Consider the following 13629-nt stretch of genomic DNA (forward strand, 5'->3'; position numbering starts at 1 on the left):
GAAACAGCTAAGCGCACTGGCGCACAGGTTCGTGGTCCAATCCCACTGCCAACTCGTAAAGAGCGTTTCACAGTTCTTATCTCTCCACACGTTAACAAAGATGCTCGTGATCAGTACGAAATCCGTACTCACAAACGTCTAATCGACATCGTTGAGCCAACAGACAAAACTGTTGATGCTCTGATGCGTCTAGACCTTGCTGCGGGCGTTGACGTACAAATTAGCCTAGGTTAAGGGAGATTAGAAGAATGATTGGTCTAATCGGTCGTAAAGTGGGTATGACCCGCGTATTTACTGAAGATGGCGTTTCTATCCCAGTAACAGTTGTTGAAGTTGAAGCGAACCGCGTTTCTCAAGTGAAAACTCTTGAAACAGACGGCTACGCAGCAATTCAGGTAACTGCTGGTGCTAAGAAAGCCAACCGCGTAAACAAAGCTGAAGCAGGTCACTTTGCTAAAGCTGGTGTTGAAGCTGGTCGTGGTCTTTGGGAATTCCGTTTGGAAAACGGCGAAGAGTTTGAAGTTGGCGCTGAGCTAACAGTTGAACTGTTCAACGAAACTAAGAAAGTAGACGTTACTGGTACATCGAAAGGTAAAGGTTTCCAAGGCGCTGTTAAGCGTTGGAACTTCCGTACTCAAGATATGACTCACGGTAACTCATTGTCTCACCGTGCTCCTGGTTCTATCGGTCAATGTCAGACTCCAGGTCGCGTATTTAAAGGCAAGAAAATGGCAGGTCACATGGGTGCTGAGCGTGTAACGACTCAAAACCTAGAGATCGTACGTGTTGACGCTGAGCGCAACCTGCTTCTTATTAAAGGTGCAGTCCCAGGCTCAACTGGCGGCAACGTGATCGTTAAACCAGCTGTTAAAGCATAACGTCTCAGGAGTAAGTAATGGAACTAATGGTTAAAGGTGCTGATGCACTAACTGTTTCCGAAACTACTTTCGGACGTGAGTTTAACGAAGCTCTTGTACACCAAGTAGTTGTTGCGTACGCAGCAGGTGCTCGTCAAGGTACTCGTGCTCAAAAAACACGTTCAGAAGTTTCTGGCGGTGGCGCTAAGCCATGGCGTCAAAAAGGTACTGGCCGTGCTCGTGCTGGTACAATCCGTAGCCCAATCTGGCGTACAGGTGGTGTTACTTTTGCTGCGAAACCACAAGATCACAGCCAAAAAGTAAACAAGAAAATGTACCGTGGTGCTATGAAGAGCATTCTTTCTGAGCTAGTTCGTCAAGAGCGTCTAATCGTTGTTGATAACTTCTCAGTTGAAGCGCCAAAAACTAAAGAGCTTGTAGCTAAGCTGAAAGAGCTTGAGCTAACTGACGCTCTAATCGTGACTAGCGAAGTAGATGAGAATCTATTCCTAGCGGCTCGTAACCTATACAAAGTTGACGCACGTGATGTTGCTGGTATCGACCCAGTTTCACTGATCGCGTTCGACAAAGTTGTAATGACTGCTGAAGCAGTTAAGCAAGTTGAGGAGATGCTAGCATGATCACTGAAGAGCGTATCCTAAAAGTTCTACGTGCACCGCACATCTCTGAAAAAGCAACGATGGCTGCTGAGAAAGCGAACACTATCGTTTTCAAAGTAGCAAAAGATGCGACTAAGAAAGAGATCAAAGCAGCCGTAGAAAAGCTATTTGAAGTTGAAGTTAAGTCTGTAAACACTCTTATCACTAAGGGTAAGACCAAACGTCAAGGTCTACGCCAAGGTCGCCGCAGCGACGTTAAGAAAGCGTACGTTACTTTGAAAGAAGGTCAAGATCTTGACTTCGTTGGCGGTGCGGAATAACAGGAGTAGTTAAACAATGGCTATTGTTAAATGTAAGCCGACTTCCCCTGGTCGTCGTCACGTAGTTAAAGTTGTTAACGCTGACCTTCACAAAGGTAAGCCTTACGCACCTCTTCTAGAGAAAAACTCTAAGAACGGTGGTCGTAACAACAACGGTCGTATCACAGTACGTCACATCGGCGGTGGTCACAAACACCACTACCGCGTTATCGATTTCAAACGTACTAAAGATGGCATTCCAGCGAAAGTTGAGCGTCTAGAATACGATCCAAACCGTAGCGCAAACATCGCTCTAGTTCTGTACGCAGACGGTGAGCGTCGTTACATCATTGCACCTAAAGGTGTTCAAGCTGGTGATCAGATCCAATCTGGTGTTGATGCGCCTATCAAAGCAGGTAACACCCTGCCGATGCGCAACATCCCTGTAGGTTCTACTGTTCACTGTGTTGAACTTAAGCCTGGTAAAGGTGCTCAGCTAGCTCGTTCGGCTGGTGCTTACGCTCAAATCGTTGCTCGCGACGGTGCGTACGTGACTATCCGTCTACGTTCTGGTGAGATGCGCAAAGTATTGTCTGAAGGCCGTGCAACAATCGGTGAAGTAGGCAACGCTGAGCACATGCTACGCGAACTAGGTAAAGCTGGTGCTAACCGCTGGCGCGGTGTTCGTCCAACCGTTCGCGGTGTGGTAATGAACCCAGTAGACCACCCACACGGTGGTGGTGAAGGCCGTACATCTGGTGGTCGTCACCCAGTTTCTCCTTGGGGTATGCCAACTAAAGGCTTCAAGACCCGTAAGAACAAACGCACTGACAAGTACATCGTACGTCGTCGTAACAAGTAATCTATATAAGAGGATAAGCCATGCCACGTTCTCTCAAGAAAGGTCCATTTATTGACCTACACTTGCTGAAGAAGGTAGAGAAAGCGGTGGAAAGCGGAGACAAAAAGCCTATTAAGACTTGGTCCCGTCGCTCAATGATCATTCCAACAATGATCGGTTTGACCATCGCTGTCCATAATGGTCGTCAGCACGTTCCAGTTTTCGTTACCGAAGAAATGATCGGTCACAAACTGGGCGAATTCGCACCAACACGTACTTACCGCGGTCACGCTGCGGATAAGAAAGCTAAGAAGCGTTAAGGAGTAGATGATGGAAGCAGTAGCTAAACATAACTTTGCTCGCATTTCGCCTCAGAAAGCTCGCTTAGTTGCAGATCAAATTCGTGGTAAATCAGTTGATCAAGCTCTAGAAATCTTGACGTTCAGCAACAAAAAAGCGGCTGAACTGATCAAGAAAGTTCTTGAATCAGCTATCGCGAACGCGGAGCACAACGAAGGTGCAGATATCGACGATCTATCAGTCGCTAAAATCTTCGTAGATGAAGGCCCGATCATGAAGCGTATTATGCCTCGTGCTAAAGGTCGTGCGGATCGTATCTTGAAGCGTTCAAGCCACATCACTGTTGTTGTTGCAGACGCTTGAGACTAGGAGAGTAAGCAATGGGTCAAAAAGTACATCCTAATGGTATTCGTCTAGGCATCGTTAAGCCTTGGAATGCTACATGGTTTGCTAACACCAAAGAATTCGCTGACAACCTAGACGGCGACTTCAAGGTACGTCAGTTCCTAACTAAGGAACTTTCGAAAGCGTCTCTTTCACGTATCGTTATCGAGCGTCCTGCTAAGAGCATCCGTGTGACTATTCACACTGCTCGTCCAGGCGTTGTTATCGGTAAGAAAGGTGAAGACGTTGAGAAGCTACGCGCAGCTGTAGCTAAAATTGCAGGTGTACCAGCGCAAATTAACATCGCTGAAGTACGTAAGCCTGAACTGGATGCGCAACTTGTTGGTGACAGCATCGCGTCTCAGCTAGAGCGTCGTGTGATGTTCCGTCGTGCTATGAAGCGCGCGGTACAAAACGCAATGCGTCTAGGTGCTAAAGGTATCAAAGTGGAAGTAAGCGGTCGTCTAGGCGGCGCTGAAATCGCACGTTCAGAGTGGTACCGTGAAGGCCGTGTGCCTCTACACACTCTACGTGCTGACATTGATTACGCAACTTCTTCGGCTCACACCCAATACGGTGTAATCGGCATTAAAGTTTGGATCTTCAAAGGTGAGATCCTAGGCGGCATGCCAGCAGCTAACGCTGTAGAGCCTAAAGGCGACAAGCCTAAGAAGCAGCGCAAAGGCCGTAAGTAAGGAGTCGACAGATGCTACAACCTAAACGTACTAAGTTCCGTAAGGTTCAGACTGGTCGTAACCGTGGTCTAGCTAAAGGTACTGATGTAAGCTTCGGCGAATTCGGTCTTAAAGCTGTTGGCCGTGGTCGTCTAACTGCTCGTCAAATCGAAGCGGCACGTCGTGCAATGACACGTCACGTTAAGCGTCAAGGTAAAATCTGGATCCGTGTGTTCCCAGACAAGCCTATCACAGAAAAACCACTTGAAGTTCGTCAAGGTAAGGGTAAAGGTAACGTTGAGTACTGGGTAGCCCAAATCCAACCTGGTAAGGTTATGTACGAAATGGGTGGTGTACCTGAAGAATTGGCACGTGAAGCGTTCCGCCTAGCGGCTCGCAAACTGCCATTCAAGACGACATTTGTAACTAAGCAGGTGATGTGATGAAAGCACAAGATCTACGCGAAAAAAGCGTTGAAGAGCTAAATGCAGAGCTTCTAGGTTTGCTACGTGAACAGTTCAACTTGCGCATGCAAGCTGCGACTGGTCAACTACAGCAAACTCATACTCTGAAAGCTGTACGCCGTGATATCGCACGTGTGAAAACTGTTTTGACTGAGAAGGCAGGCGCATAATGAGCGAAGTAAAACGTACTCAACAAGGTCGTGTAATCAGCGACAAGATGGACAAGTCTATCACTGTTGCTATCGAGCGTTTCGTAAAACACCCAATTTACGGTAAGTTCGTAAAACGCACGACAAAAGTACACGCACATGACGAGAACAACGAATGTGGCCTAGGCGACAAAGTTGAAATCGCAGAGTGTCGTCCACTGTCTAAGACTAAGTCTTGGACTTTGGTGAAAGTTGTAGAAAAAGCGAAGATGTAATCTCGTTAATTCTATGATGAAACGGCTCCAAAAAGTTTTTTTGGGGCCGTTTATTTTTTGACTACCCAAGTGAAAAAAAGGGTGGTACAATTCGCGTCCCTTTTAAAGAGGCAGCCCGACCCGTGAGGGTCTAGTTTTTTTATATATTTAGCGGAGCACTAACATGATCCAAATGCAAAGTATGCTGGACGCAGCTGATAACTCAGGCGCTCGCAGCGTAATGTGTATTAAGGTTCTGGGTGGCTCTCACCGCCGTTATGCACATATCGGTGACATCATCAAAGTTACTGTTAAGGAAGCAATTCCTCGCGGTAAAGTTAAAAAAGGTGATGTACTGAAGGCGGTGGTAGTTCGCACCCGTAAAGGCGTACGTCGTCCAGACGGTTCTGTCATTCGCTTCGACCGTAATGCTTGCGTACTGTTAAATGACAATACTGAGCAACCAATCGGTACACGTATCTTTGGTCCTGTGACACGCGAACTTCGTAACGATAAGTTCATGAAGATCGTTTCACTGGCTCCAGAAGTTCTGTAAGGAGCACGTAAAGATGGCAGCTAAAATCCGTCGTAATGACGAAGTAATCGTTCTTGCTGGTAAAGATAAAGGCAAGAAAGGTAAAGTAACTAAGGTCCTAGCTACTGGTAAAGTTATCGTTGAAGGTATCAACCTTGTTAAGAAACACCAGAAACCTGTTCCTGCTATGGGTATCCAAGGCGGTATCGTAGAGCAAGAAGCAGCAATCGACGTTTCTAACGTGGCGATTTTCAACGCAGCTACTGGTAAAGCTGACCGTATCGGTTTCCGTATCGAAGATGGCAAGAAAGTTCGTTTCTTCAAGTCTAACGGCGAAACTGTTTCTAACTAATAGAAAGTAATTTGGAGTTCTACTATGGCGAAACTGCATGATTACTACAAGTCGTCTGTAGTCGCTGAACTGACCAAACAGTTCGGTTACTCAAGCGTCATGCAAGTCCCTAGAATCGAGAAAATCACCCTTAACATGGGTGTTGGTGAAGCAATCAACGACAAGAAACTGCTAGAAAACGCAGCATCTGATATGGCAACGATCTCTGGTCAAAAGCCACTTATCACTAAAGCGCGTAAATCTGTTGCAGGCTTCAAAATTCGTGAAGGCTACCCTATCGGTTGTAAAGTAACCTTGCGTGGCGAACGTATGTGGGATTTTCTTGAGCGTCTAATTTCGATCGCTCTTCCACGTGTACGTGACTTCCGTGGTGTTAGCGCTAAGTCTTTTGACGGTCGCGGTAACTACAGCATGGGCGTTCGCGAGCAAATCATCTTCCCGGAAATCGACTTTGATAAAGTTGATCGAGTACGCGGTCTAGACATCACTATTACGACGTCTGCTGGTACTGATGAGGAAGGCCGTGCTCTGCTGGCTGCCTTTAACTTCCCATTCCGTAAGTAAGGTGAAGGGTTACTGTTATGGCTAAAAATTCTATGAAAGCACGTGAAGCAAAGCGTGCGAAGCTTGTAGCTAAGTTCGCTGAAAAGCGTGCGGCTCTTAAAGCTATCATCAGCGATGTAAACGCATCTGAAGAAGATCGTTGGGATGCAGTGCTTAAACTGCAAACTCTTCCACGTGATTCAAGTGCATCACGTCAGCGCAACCGTTGTAACCAAACTGGTCGTCCACACGGTTACCTACGTAAGTTCGGTCTAAGCCGTATCAAAGTTCGCGAAGCTTGCATGAAAGGCGAGATTCCTGGACTTCGTAAGGCTAGCTGGTAATTGCCACTTAATCATTTGGAGTAAATCATATGAGCATGCAAGATCCGATTTCGGATATGCTGACCCGCATTCGTAACGGTCAGGCAGCAGACAAAGTCTCTGTTAAAATGCCTTCTTCAAAGCTTAAAGTTGCAATTGCTGCACTACTAAAAGCTGAAGGTTACATCGTTGATTTCGCTGTTGAAGGCGAAGTAAAACCTGAGCTAGAAGTTACTCTTAAGTACTTCCAAGCGAAACCAGTAATCGAGCAACTTAAACGTGTTTCTCGTCCAGGTCTACGTGTTTACAAGAAGAAAGATGAACTTCCTTCTGTAATGGGTGGTCTTGGTGTTGCTATCGTTTCAACTTCCAAGGGTCTGATGTCAGACCGTGCTGCACGTAAAGCAGGTCTTGGTGGTGAAATCATCGCTTACGTAGCGTAATAGGAGTAGAAAATGTCTCGTGTTGCTAAAGCACCTGTCGCTATTCCAGCTGGCGTAGAGGTGAAACTGAACGGCCAAGAAATCACTGTAAAAGGTGCGAAGGGCGAACTAACACGCGTTCTTAACGACGCTGTTGTTATCGCTCAGGAAGAAAACAACCTTACTTTCGGTCCTAAAGAAGGTGTTGCTAACGCATGGGCTCAAGCAGGTACTGCTCGCGCTCTAGTGAACAACATGGTTGTTGGTGTTACTGAAGGCTTTACCAAGAAGCTAACTCTTAAAGGTGTGGGTTACCGTGCTGCTATCAAAGGCAACGCTGTAGGTCTAACACTAGGCTTCTCTCACCCAGTTGAGCACGAGTTGCCAGCGGGTATCAAAGCTGAGTGTCCAAGCCAAACTGAAATTGTTATCACTGGTTGTGACAAACAACTAGTTGGTCAAGTTGCGGCTGACATTCGTTCTTACCGTGAGCCTGAGCCATACAAAGGCAAAGGTGTTCGTTACGCAGATGAAAATGTGCGTACTAAAGAAGCTAAGAAGAAGTAAGGTAACACTATGGATAAGAAAGCATCTCGCATCCGTCGTGCTACACGCGCACGTCGTAAGATTGCAGAACTGGGTGCAACTCGCCTAGTAGTACACCGTACTCCTCGTCACGTGTACGCACAGGTTATCGCATCAAACGGCTCTGAGGTAATCGCAGCAGCTTCTACTGTAGAAAAAGCGATCCGTGAGCAAGTGAAGAACACTGGTAACATCGATGCAGCAAAAGCAGTAGGTAAAGCTATTGCAGAGCGCGCGCTTGAAAAAGGCGTTGACGCAGTTGCATTTGATCGTTCTGGTTTCCAATACCACGGTCGAGTAGCGGCGCTAGCAGAATCTGCTCGCGAAGCTGGTCTGAAATTCTAAGGTAGGGTTGGAAGATGGCTAAAGAACAACAAGTTCAAGCGAATGATTTGCAAGAAAAGCTAATCGCAGTTAACCGTGTTTCTAAAACGGTTAAAGGCGGTCGAATCATGAGCTTTACTGCACTAACTGTAGTTGGTGACGGTAACGGTCGCGTAGGTTTCGGTTACGGCAAAGCTCGTGAAGTACCTGCAGCGATTCAAAAAGCAATGGAAAAAGCACGTCGTAACATGACTACGATCGCGCTTAACGAAGGCACACTTTTCCACCCGGTAAAAGGTCGCCACTCGGGCTCTAAAGTTTACATGCAGCCAGCGGCTGAAGGTACAGGTGTTATCGCAGGTGGTGCGATGCGTGCAGTACTAGAAGTAGCAGGTGTACACAACGTACTATCTAAAGCATACGGTTCAACGAACCCTATCAACATCGTTCGTGCAACGATCGATGCACTAGGTAGCATGAAGTCACCAGACATGGTTGCTGCTAAACGTGGTCTAACTGTTGAATCTATTTCGGAGTAAGAACACATGGCAACTATTAAAGTAACTCAAACTAAAAGCTCAATTGGTCGCCTACCAAAGCACAAAGCTACTTTGCGTGGTCTGGGCCTTCGTAAAATCAACCATACAGTAGAACTTGAAGATACTCCGTGTGTACGCGGTATGATCAACAAGGTTTACTACATGGTTAAAGTTGAGGAGTAATCAGAATGCGTTTGAATACTCTAGCACCGGCTGCGGGCGCTAAGACTCCTGCGAAGCGAGTTGGCCGTGGTATCGGTTCTGGCCTTGGTAAAACTGGTGGCCGTGGTCACAAAGGTCAAAAATCACGTTCTGGCGGCAGTGTTCGTCCAGGTTTTGAAGGCGGTCAGATGCCTCTAAAACAACGTCTACCTAAGTTCGGTTTCACTTCTCGTAAGAGCCTAGTGTCTACTGAAGTTCGCCTAGCTGAGCTAGCGAAAGTAACAGGTGACGTGGTTGACCTAAACAGCCTTAAAGCTGCTAACGTCATCACTAAGAACATCGAATTTGTAAAAGTTGTTCTTTCTGGTGAAATTAACAAAGCAGTGACTGTTAAAGGTCTACGTGTGACTAAAGGCGCTAAAGCTGCAATCGAAGCTGCTGGCGGTAAAATCGAAGAATAATCTTCGAAGGAAGGGTACAGATGGCTAAAAAACCAGGACAAGATTTTAGTAGTGCAAAGAATGGATTGGCGGAATTAAAGTCGCGTTTATTGTTCGTTTTAGGCGCACTTTTGGTATTCCGTGCAGGTTCCTTTGTACCACTACCTGGTATTGATGCTGCTGTACTTGCCCAATTGTTCGAACAGCAAAAAGGTACCATCGTTGAAATGTTTAACATGTTCTCCGGTGGTGCTCTTGAGCGTGCATCTATATTAGCGTTGGGCATCATGCCGTACATTTCGGCATCGATTGTTGTCCAACTGCTAACTGTAGTTCATCCAGCGTTAGCTGAACTCAAAAAAGAGGGTGAAGCAGGCCGTCGTAAGATCAGCCAATATACACGCTACGGCACGCTTGTACTTGCAACCTTCCAAGCTATTGGTATTGCAACAGGCCTACCAAACATGGTCGACAATCTGGTTGTTATCAACCAAACCATGTTTACGCTTATTGCGACCGTAAGTTTAGTAACCGGTACCATGTTCCTTATGTGGTTAGGTGAACAAATTACAGAGCGCGGAATTGGTAACGGTATCTCGTTGCTGATCTTTGCAGGTATTGTTGCTGGATTGCCTTCGGCAATCGGCCAAACAATTGAGCAAGCGCGTCAAGGTGAATTGCATGTACTTCTTCTGCTGTTGATTGGTGTATTGTCTTTCGCTGTCATTTACTTTGTTGTTTTCATGGAGCGTGGTCAACGTCGTATCGTTGTCAACTACGCGAAGCGTCAACAAGGTCGCAAAGTATTTGCTGCGCAAAGTACGCATCTGCCATTAAAAATTAATATGGCCGGTGTTATTCCAGCAATCTTCGCTTCGAGCATTATCCTGTTCCCAGGAACATTGGCTCAGTGGTTCGGTCAGAACGGTGAGAGCAGCGCGTTCGGTTGGTTAACTGACGTGTCTTTGGCTCTTAGCCCAGGTCAACCTCTGTATGTAATGCTTTATGCAGCAGCGATTATTTTCTTCTGTTTCTTCTACACGGCGTTGGTATTCAACCCGCGTGAAACAGCAGATAACTTGAAGAAGTCAGGTGCATTCGTACCCGGCATCCGCCCAGGTGAGCAGACAGCTAAGTACATTGATAAAGTAATGACGCGACTAACCCTTGCGGGCGCACTTTACATTACCTTTATCTGTCTGATTCCGGAGTTCATGATGGTCGCGTGGAACGTACGTTTCTACTTCGGCGGTACATCACTACTTATCGTAGTTGTTGTTATCATGGACTTTATGGCACAGGTACAGACTCATATGATGTCTCAACAATATGATTCTGTGTTGAAGAAAGCGAATCTGAAAGGTTATGGCCGTTAATTCGGCGGTAGTCTCAGATTTCATTTACGGAGTTTAGCAATGAAAGTTCGTGCTTCCGTTAAAAAAATCTGCCGTAACTGTAAAGTTATCAAGCGTAACGGTGTCGTTCGCGTGATTTGCAGTGAGCCAAAGCACAAGCAGCGCCAAGGCTAATTAGCAGAAATTTTTACTTGAAATAGAAGGTTAGGTCGAGTATATTCCTCGGCCTACCTTTTGCGTGCAAAAGAAGTAGTATTCCGCAACGTATCCATAACGGGCTTTGTTGCGGCTAATTCTTTTTAAGAAACACTAGGAGTGAATAATGGCCCGTATTGCAGGCATTAACATTCCTGATCAGAAACATGCTGTGATTGCACTAACGTCAATCTACGGCATCGGTAAAACTCGCTCTCAAGCTATCCTAGCTGAAGTGGGTATTGCTGAAGATGTTAAGATCAGTGAACTAACTGAAGAGCAGATCGATCAACTGCGTGATGGTGTAGCTAAGTACACTGTAGAAGGTGATCTACGTCGTGAAGTATCTATGAACATCAAGCGTCTTATGGACCTTGGTTGTTACCGTGGTCTTCGTCATCGTCGCAGTCTACCGCTACGTGGACAGCGTACTAAAACCAACGCTCGCACCCGTAAGGGTCCGCGTAAGCCGATCAAGAAATAATCGGGAAGGTAGAGTACAATGGCTAAACAACCAACTCGCGCTCGTAAGCGCGTACGCAAGCAAGTTGCAGATGGCGTTGCGCACATCCATGCTTCTTTCAACAACACAATCGTAACCATCACTGACCGTCAAGGTAACGCACTAGCTTGGGCTACTGCAGGTGGTTCAGGTTTCCGTGGTTCTCGTAAGTCTACTCCGTTCGCTGCACAGGTTGCTGCTGAGCGTTGTGCTGAAATGGCTAAAGAATACGGTCTAAAGAACTTGGAAGTTATGGTTAAGGGTCCAGGTCCAGGTCGTGAATCTACTGTTCGCGCACTGAACGCTGCTGGTTTCCGCATCACAAACATTGTTGATGCTACACCAATCCCTCATAACGGTTGTCGTCCACCTAAGAAACGTCGCGTATAACGTTTTTTAGATTACTGGAGAAAGATCATGGCAAGATATTTGGGTCCTAAGCTGAAGCTTAGCCGTCGCGAAGGTACTGACTTATTCCTTAAGTCTGGTGTACGCGCGATCGATACCAAGTGTAAAATTGATAACGCACCAGGTGTACACGGCGCTCGTCGCGGTCGTCTATCTGAGTATGGCGTTCAGCTTCGTGAGAAGCAAAAAGTTCGTCGTATGTACGGCGTTCTAGAAAAACAATTCCGTAACTACTACAAAGAAGCTGCTCGTCTTAAAGGCAACACAGGTGAAAACCTGCTTCAGCTTCTTGAAGGTCGTCTTGATAACGTAGTTTACCGCATGGGCTTTGGTGCAACTCGCGCAGAAGCACGTCAGCTAGTTAGCCACAAAGCTATCCTAGTTAACGGTAAAGTTGTAAACGTTCCTTCTTTCAAAGTTGCGGCTAACGACGTTGTTTCTATTCGCGAAAAAGCGAAACAGCAATCTCGCATCAAAGGTGCACTAGAAGTTGCTGAACAACGCGAAAAACCAACTTGGATTGAAGTAGATGGCACTAAGATGGAAGGTACGTTCAAGCGTCTGCCTGAGCGTTCTGATCTGTCTGCTGACATCAACGAACAACTGATCGTCGAGCTTTACTCTAAGTAAGGTTTAAACTAAAGAGAGGACACAATGCAGGGTTCTGTAACAGAATTTCTTAAGCCACGTCTGGTTGACATCGAACAAGTCAGCACGACACACGCAAAAGTAACTCTTGAGCCATTAGAGCGTGGCTTTGGTCACACTCTAGGTAATGCACTTCGCCGTATTTTACTTTCGTCTATGCCAGGTTGCGCAGTGACTGAAGTTGAAATTGAAGGCGTTCTGCACGAGTACAGCACTAAAGAAGGCGTTCAAGAAGATATTCTTGAAATTCTTCTAAACCTTAAAGGTTTGGCTGTACGCGTTGCCGAAGGCAAAGATGAAGTGTTTATTACACTGAACAAATCAGGCTCAGGCCCTGTGGTTGCAGGTGACATCACCCATGATGGTGATGTAGAGATCGCTAACCCAGAACACGTAATTTGTCACCTAACGGATGACAACGCTGAGATCGCTATGCGTATCAAAGTTGAACGTGGTCGCGGTTACGTTCCAGCTTCAGCTCGTATCCATACTGAAGAAGATGAGCGTCCAATTGGCCGCCTACTGGTTGACGCTACGTACAGCCCAGTAGACAAGATTGCTTACGCTGTTGAAGCCGCTCGTGTAGAGCAGCGTACAGACTTAGACAAGCTTGTTATCGACATGGAAACGAACGGAACTCTAGACCCTGAGGAAGCAATCCGTCGCGCAGCAACTATTCTTGCTGAGCAATTGGATGCGTTCGTAGATCTTCGTGATGTACGTGTACCTGAGGAGAAGGAAGAGAAGCCAGAATTCGATCCGATCCTACTGCGTCCTGTAGACGATCTTGAACTAACAGTTCGCTCTGCTAACTGTCTGAAAGCAGAAGCGATTCACTACATCGGTGATCTTGTACAGCGCACTGAGGTTGAGCTACTTAAAACGCCAAACCTTGGTAAAAAATCTCTTACTGAGATTAAAGACGTACTTGCATCACGTGGTCTGTCTCTGGGTATGCGCCTAGAAAACTGGCCACCAGCGTCTATCGCTGAAGATTAATCGATACTAGTTAGAAGGATTAGGTCATGCGCCATCGTAAGAGTGGTCGTCAACTCAACCGCAACAGCTCACATCGCAAAGCGATGTTCAGCAACATGGCTAGCTCTCTAGTACGTCATGAAGTTATCAAGACTACTTTGCCAAAAGCAAAAGAGCTACGTCGCGTAGTTGAGCCTTTGATTACACTAGCTAAGACTGACAGCGTTGCTAACCGTCGTCTAGCATTTGCACGTACTCGTGACAACGAAGTAGTTGCAAAACTATTTAACGAACTAGGTCCACGTTTTGCTGCTCGTCAGGGCGGTTACACTCGTATCCTAAAAGCTGGCTTCCGTGCTGGTGATAAAGCTCCAATGGCTTACATTGAGCTTGTTGATCGCCCAGCTGCTGAAGAAGCTGCTGAGTAATCAGTTCGTATAACGAAAAAGCCGAGCGTTAGCTCGGCTTTTTTGTGC

The 13629-nt window shown here is 46.5% G+C and carries 28 protein-coding genes; all 28 read left to right on the forward strand.

Features of this window, described 5'->3' with window-relative positions:
• On the forward strand, positions 1–234 hold a 234-nt coding region (gene rpsJ, locus AC6R0L_RS02170), incomplete at its 5' end, for a 30S ribosomal protein S10 (RefSeq protein WP_500628091.1).
• Between the two features lie 14 nt (positions 235–248).
• Complete coding sequence (gene rplC, locus AC6R0L_RS02175) at positions 249–878, forward strand: 50S ribosomal protein L3 (protein ID WP_334554631.1); 630 nt, start codon at positions 249–251, stop codon at positions 876–878.
• Between the two features lie 17 nt (positions 879–895).
• Entirely contained in the window at positions 896–1498 is a 603-nt protein-coding gene (gene rplD, locus AC6R0L_RS02180; RefSeq protein ID WP_005379556.1) for a 50S ribosomal protein L4, read from the forward strand.
• Complete coding sequence (gene rplW / locus AC6R0L_RS02185) at positions 1495–1797, forward strand: 50S ribosomal protein L23 (RefSeq protein WP_004398471.1); 303 nt, start codon at positions 1495–1497, stop codon at positions 1795–1797. The genes rplD and rplW overlap by 4 nt, the downstream gene beginning before the upstream one ends.
• A 16-nt stretch (positions 1798–1813) precedes the next feature.
• Positions 1814–2638 carry a 50S ribosomal protein L2 gene (gene rplB / locus AC6R0L_RS02190; protein ID WP_334554627.1) on the forward strand — a complete coding sequence of 275 codons (825 nt, stop codon included), beginning with the start codon at positions 1814–1816 and terminating at the stop codon, positions 2636–2638.
• A 20-nt stretch (positions 2639–2658) separates the two neighbouring features.
• Positions 2659–2937: a 30S ribosomal protein S19 gene (gene rpsS / locus AC6R0L_RS02195; protein ID WP_005435078.1), complete on the forward strand. Its 279-nt coding sequence runs from the start codon at positions 2659–2661 to the stop codon at positions 2935–2937.
• A gap of 10 nt (positions 2938–2947) precedes the next feature.
• Complete coding sequence (gene rplV / locus AC6R0L_RS02200; protein ID WP_334554973.1) at positions 2948–3280, forward strand: 50S ribosomal protein L22; 333 nt, start codon at positions 2948–2950, stop codon at positions 3278–3280.
• 17 nt (positions 3281–3297) lie between these two features.
• Positions 3298–3996, forward strand: coding sequence for a 30S ribosomal protein S3 (rpsC, locus tag AC6R0L_RS02205; RefSeq protein ID WP_334554625.1), 699 nt, complete (start codon positions 3298–3300; stop codon positions 3994–3996).
• An 11-nt stretch (positions 3997–4007) separates the two neighbouring features.
• Positions 4008–4418, forward strand: coding sequence for a 50S ribosomal protein L16 (rplP, locus tag AC6R0L_RS02210; RefSeq protein ID WP_005379577.1), 411 nt, complete (start codon positions 4008–4010; stop codon positions 4416–4418).
• Positions 4418–4609, forward strand: a complete 192-nt coding sequence (gene rpmC / locus AC6R0L_RS02215; protein WP_334554623.1) for a 50S ribosomal protein L29 — start codon at positions 4418–4420, stop codon at positions 4607–4609. Before rplP ends, rpmC begins: the two co-directional genes overlap by 1 nt.
• A complete protein-coding gene (gene rpsQ / locus AC6R0L_RS02220) occupies positions 4609–4863 on the forward strand; it encodes a 30S ribosomal protein S17 (protein WP_500627519.1) in 255 nt (84 codons plus the stop codon). The genes rpmC and rpsQ overlap by 1 nt, the downstream gene beginning before the upstream one ends.
• 163 nt (positions 4864–5026) lie before the next feature.
• Positions 5027–5398, forward strand: a complete 372-nt coding sequence (rplN, locus tag AC6R0L_RS02225; protein ID WP_334554619.1) for a 50S ribosomal protein L14 — start codon at positions 5027–5029, stop codon at positions 5396–5398.
• Between the two features lie 13 nt (positions 5399–5411).
• Positions 5412–5729 (forward strand): 50S ribosomal protein L24, encoded by a 318-nt coding sequence (gene rplX / locus AC6R0L_RS02230; RefSeq protein WP_334554617.1) that lies wholly within the window; start codon positions 5412–5414, stop codon positions 5727–5729.
• Positions 5730–5753: 24 nt separating this feature from the next.
• Entirely contained in the window at positions 5754–6293 is a 540-nt protein-coding gene (gene rplE, locus AC6R0L_RS02235; protein WP_334554615.1) for a 50S ribosomal protein L5, read from the forward strand.
• 17 nt (positions 6294–6310) lie between these two features.
• Entirely contained in the window at positions 6311–6616 is a 306-nt protein-coding gene (rpsN, locus tag AC6R0L_RS02240; protein ID WP_334554612.1) for a 30S ribosomal protein S14, read from the forward strand.
• 29 nt (positions 6617–6645) lie between these two features.
• Entirely contained in the window at positions 6646–7038 is a 393-nt protein-coding gene (rpsH, locus tag AC6R0L_RS02245; RefSeq protein WP_500627520.1) for a 30S ribosomal protein S8, read from the forward strand.
• 12 nt (positions 7039–7050) lie between these two features.
• Positions 7051–7584 (forward strand): 50S ribosomal protein L6, encoded by a 534-nt coding sequence (rplF, locus tag AC6R0L_RS02250; protein WP_334554608.1) that lies wholly within the window; start codon positions 7051–7053, stop codon positions 7582–7584.
• A gap of 9 nt (positions 7585–7593) precedes the next feature.
• Entirely contained in the window at positions 7594–7947 is a 354-nt protein-coding gene (gene rplR / locus AC6R0L_RS02255; protein ID WP_334554606.1) for a 50S ribosomal protein L18, read from the forward strand.
• A gap of 14 nt (positions 7948–7961) precedes the next feature.
• Positions 7962–8465, forward strand: coding sequence for a 30S ribosomal protein S5 (rpsE, locus tag AC6R0L_RS02260; RefSeq protein ID WP_500627521.1), 504 nt, complete (start codon positions 7962–7964; stop codon positions 8463–8465).
• A gap of 6 nt (positions 8466–8471) precedes the next feature.
• Entirely contained in the window at positions 8472–8648 is a 177-nt protein-coding gene (gene rpmD, locus AC6R0L_RS02265; protein WP_000201159.1) for a 50S ribosomal protein L30, read from the forward strand.
• A 5-nt stretch (positions 8649–8653) separates the two neighbouring features.
• Positions 8654–9088, forward strand: coding sequence for a 50S ribosomal protein L15 (rplO, locus tag AC6R0L_RS02270; protein WP_500628092.1), 435 nt, complete (start codon positions 8654–8656; stop codon positions 9086–9088).
• Between the two features lie 20 nt (positions 9089–9108).
• The gene (secY, locus tag AC6R0L_RS02275; protein ID WP_334554598.1) at positions 9109–10443 is read left to right on the forward strand and encodes a preprotein translocase subunit SecY; all 1335 of its coding nucleotides are present in this window, start codon (positions 9109–9111) and stop codon (positions 10441–10443) included.
• A 39-nt stretch (positions 10444–10482) separates the two neighbouring features.
• Positions 10483–10596 carry a 50S ribosomal protein L36 gene (rpmJ, locus tag AC6R0L_RS02280; protein ID WP_000868186.1) on the forward strand — a complete coding sequence of 38 codons (114 nt, stop codon included), beginning with the start codon at positions 10483–10485 and terminating at the stop codon, positions 10594–10596.
• 148 nt (positions 10597–10744) lie between these two features.
• On the forward strand, positions 10745–11101 hold the full coding sequence (gene rpsM, locus AC6R0L_RS02285) for a 30S ribosomal protein S13 (protein ID WP_005435100.1): 357 nt from the start codon (positions 10745–10747) through the stop codon (positions 11099–11101).
• A gap of 18 nt (positions 11102–11119) precedes the next feature.
• Complete coding sequence (rpsK, locus tag AC6R0L_RS02290; RefSeq protein ID WP_001118870.1) at positions 11120–11509, forward strand: 30S ribosomal protein S11; 390 nt, start codon at positions 11120–11122, stop codon at positions 11507–11509.
• A 27-nt stretch (positions 11510–11536) separates the two neighbouring features.
• Positions 11537–12157, forward strand: a complete 621-nt coding sequence (gene rpsD / locus AC6R0L_RS02295; protein WP_334554596.1) for a 30S ribosomal protein S4 — start codon at positions 11537–11539, stop codon at positions 12155–12157.
• Positions 12158–12181: 24 nt separating this feature from the next.
• Positions 12182–13174 carry a DNA-directed RNA polymerase subunit alpha gene (locus tag AC6R0L_RS02300; RefSeq protein ID WP_334554594.1) on the forward strand — a complete coding sequence of 331 codons (993 nt, stop codon included), beginning with the start codon at positions 12182–12184 and terminating at the stop codon, positions 13172–13174.
• Positions 13175–13200: 26 nt separating this feature from the next.
• Entirely contained in the window at positions 13201–13581 is a 381-nt protein-coding gene (gene rplQ, locus AC6R0L_RS02305; protein ID WP_005383141.1) for a 50S ribosomal protein L17, read from the forward strand.
• The last annotated feature ends 48 nt before the right edge of the window (positions 13582–13629 follow it).

The organism is Vibrio sp. R15-SG3-ISO1A, from assembly GCF_059833955.1.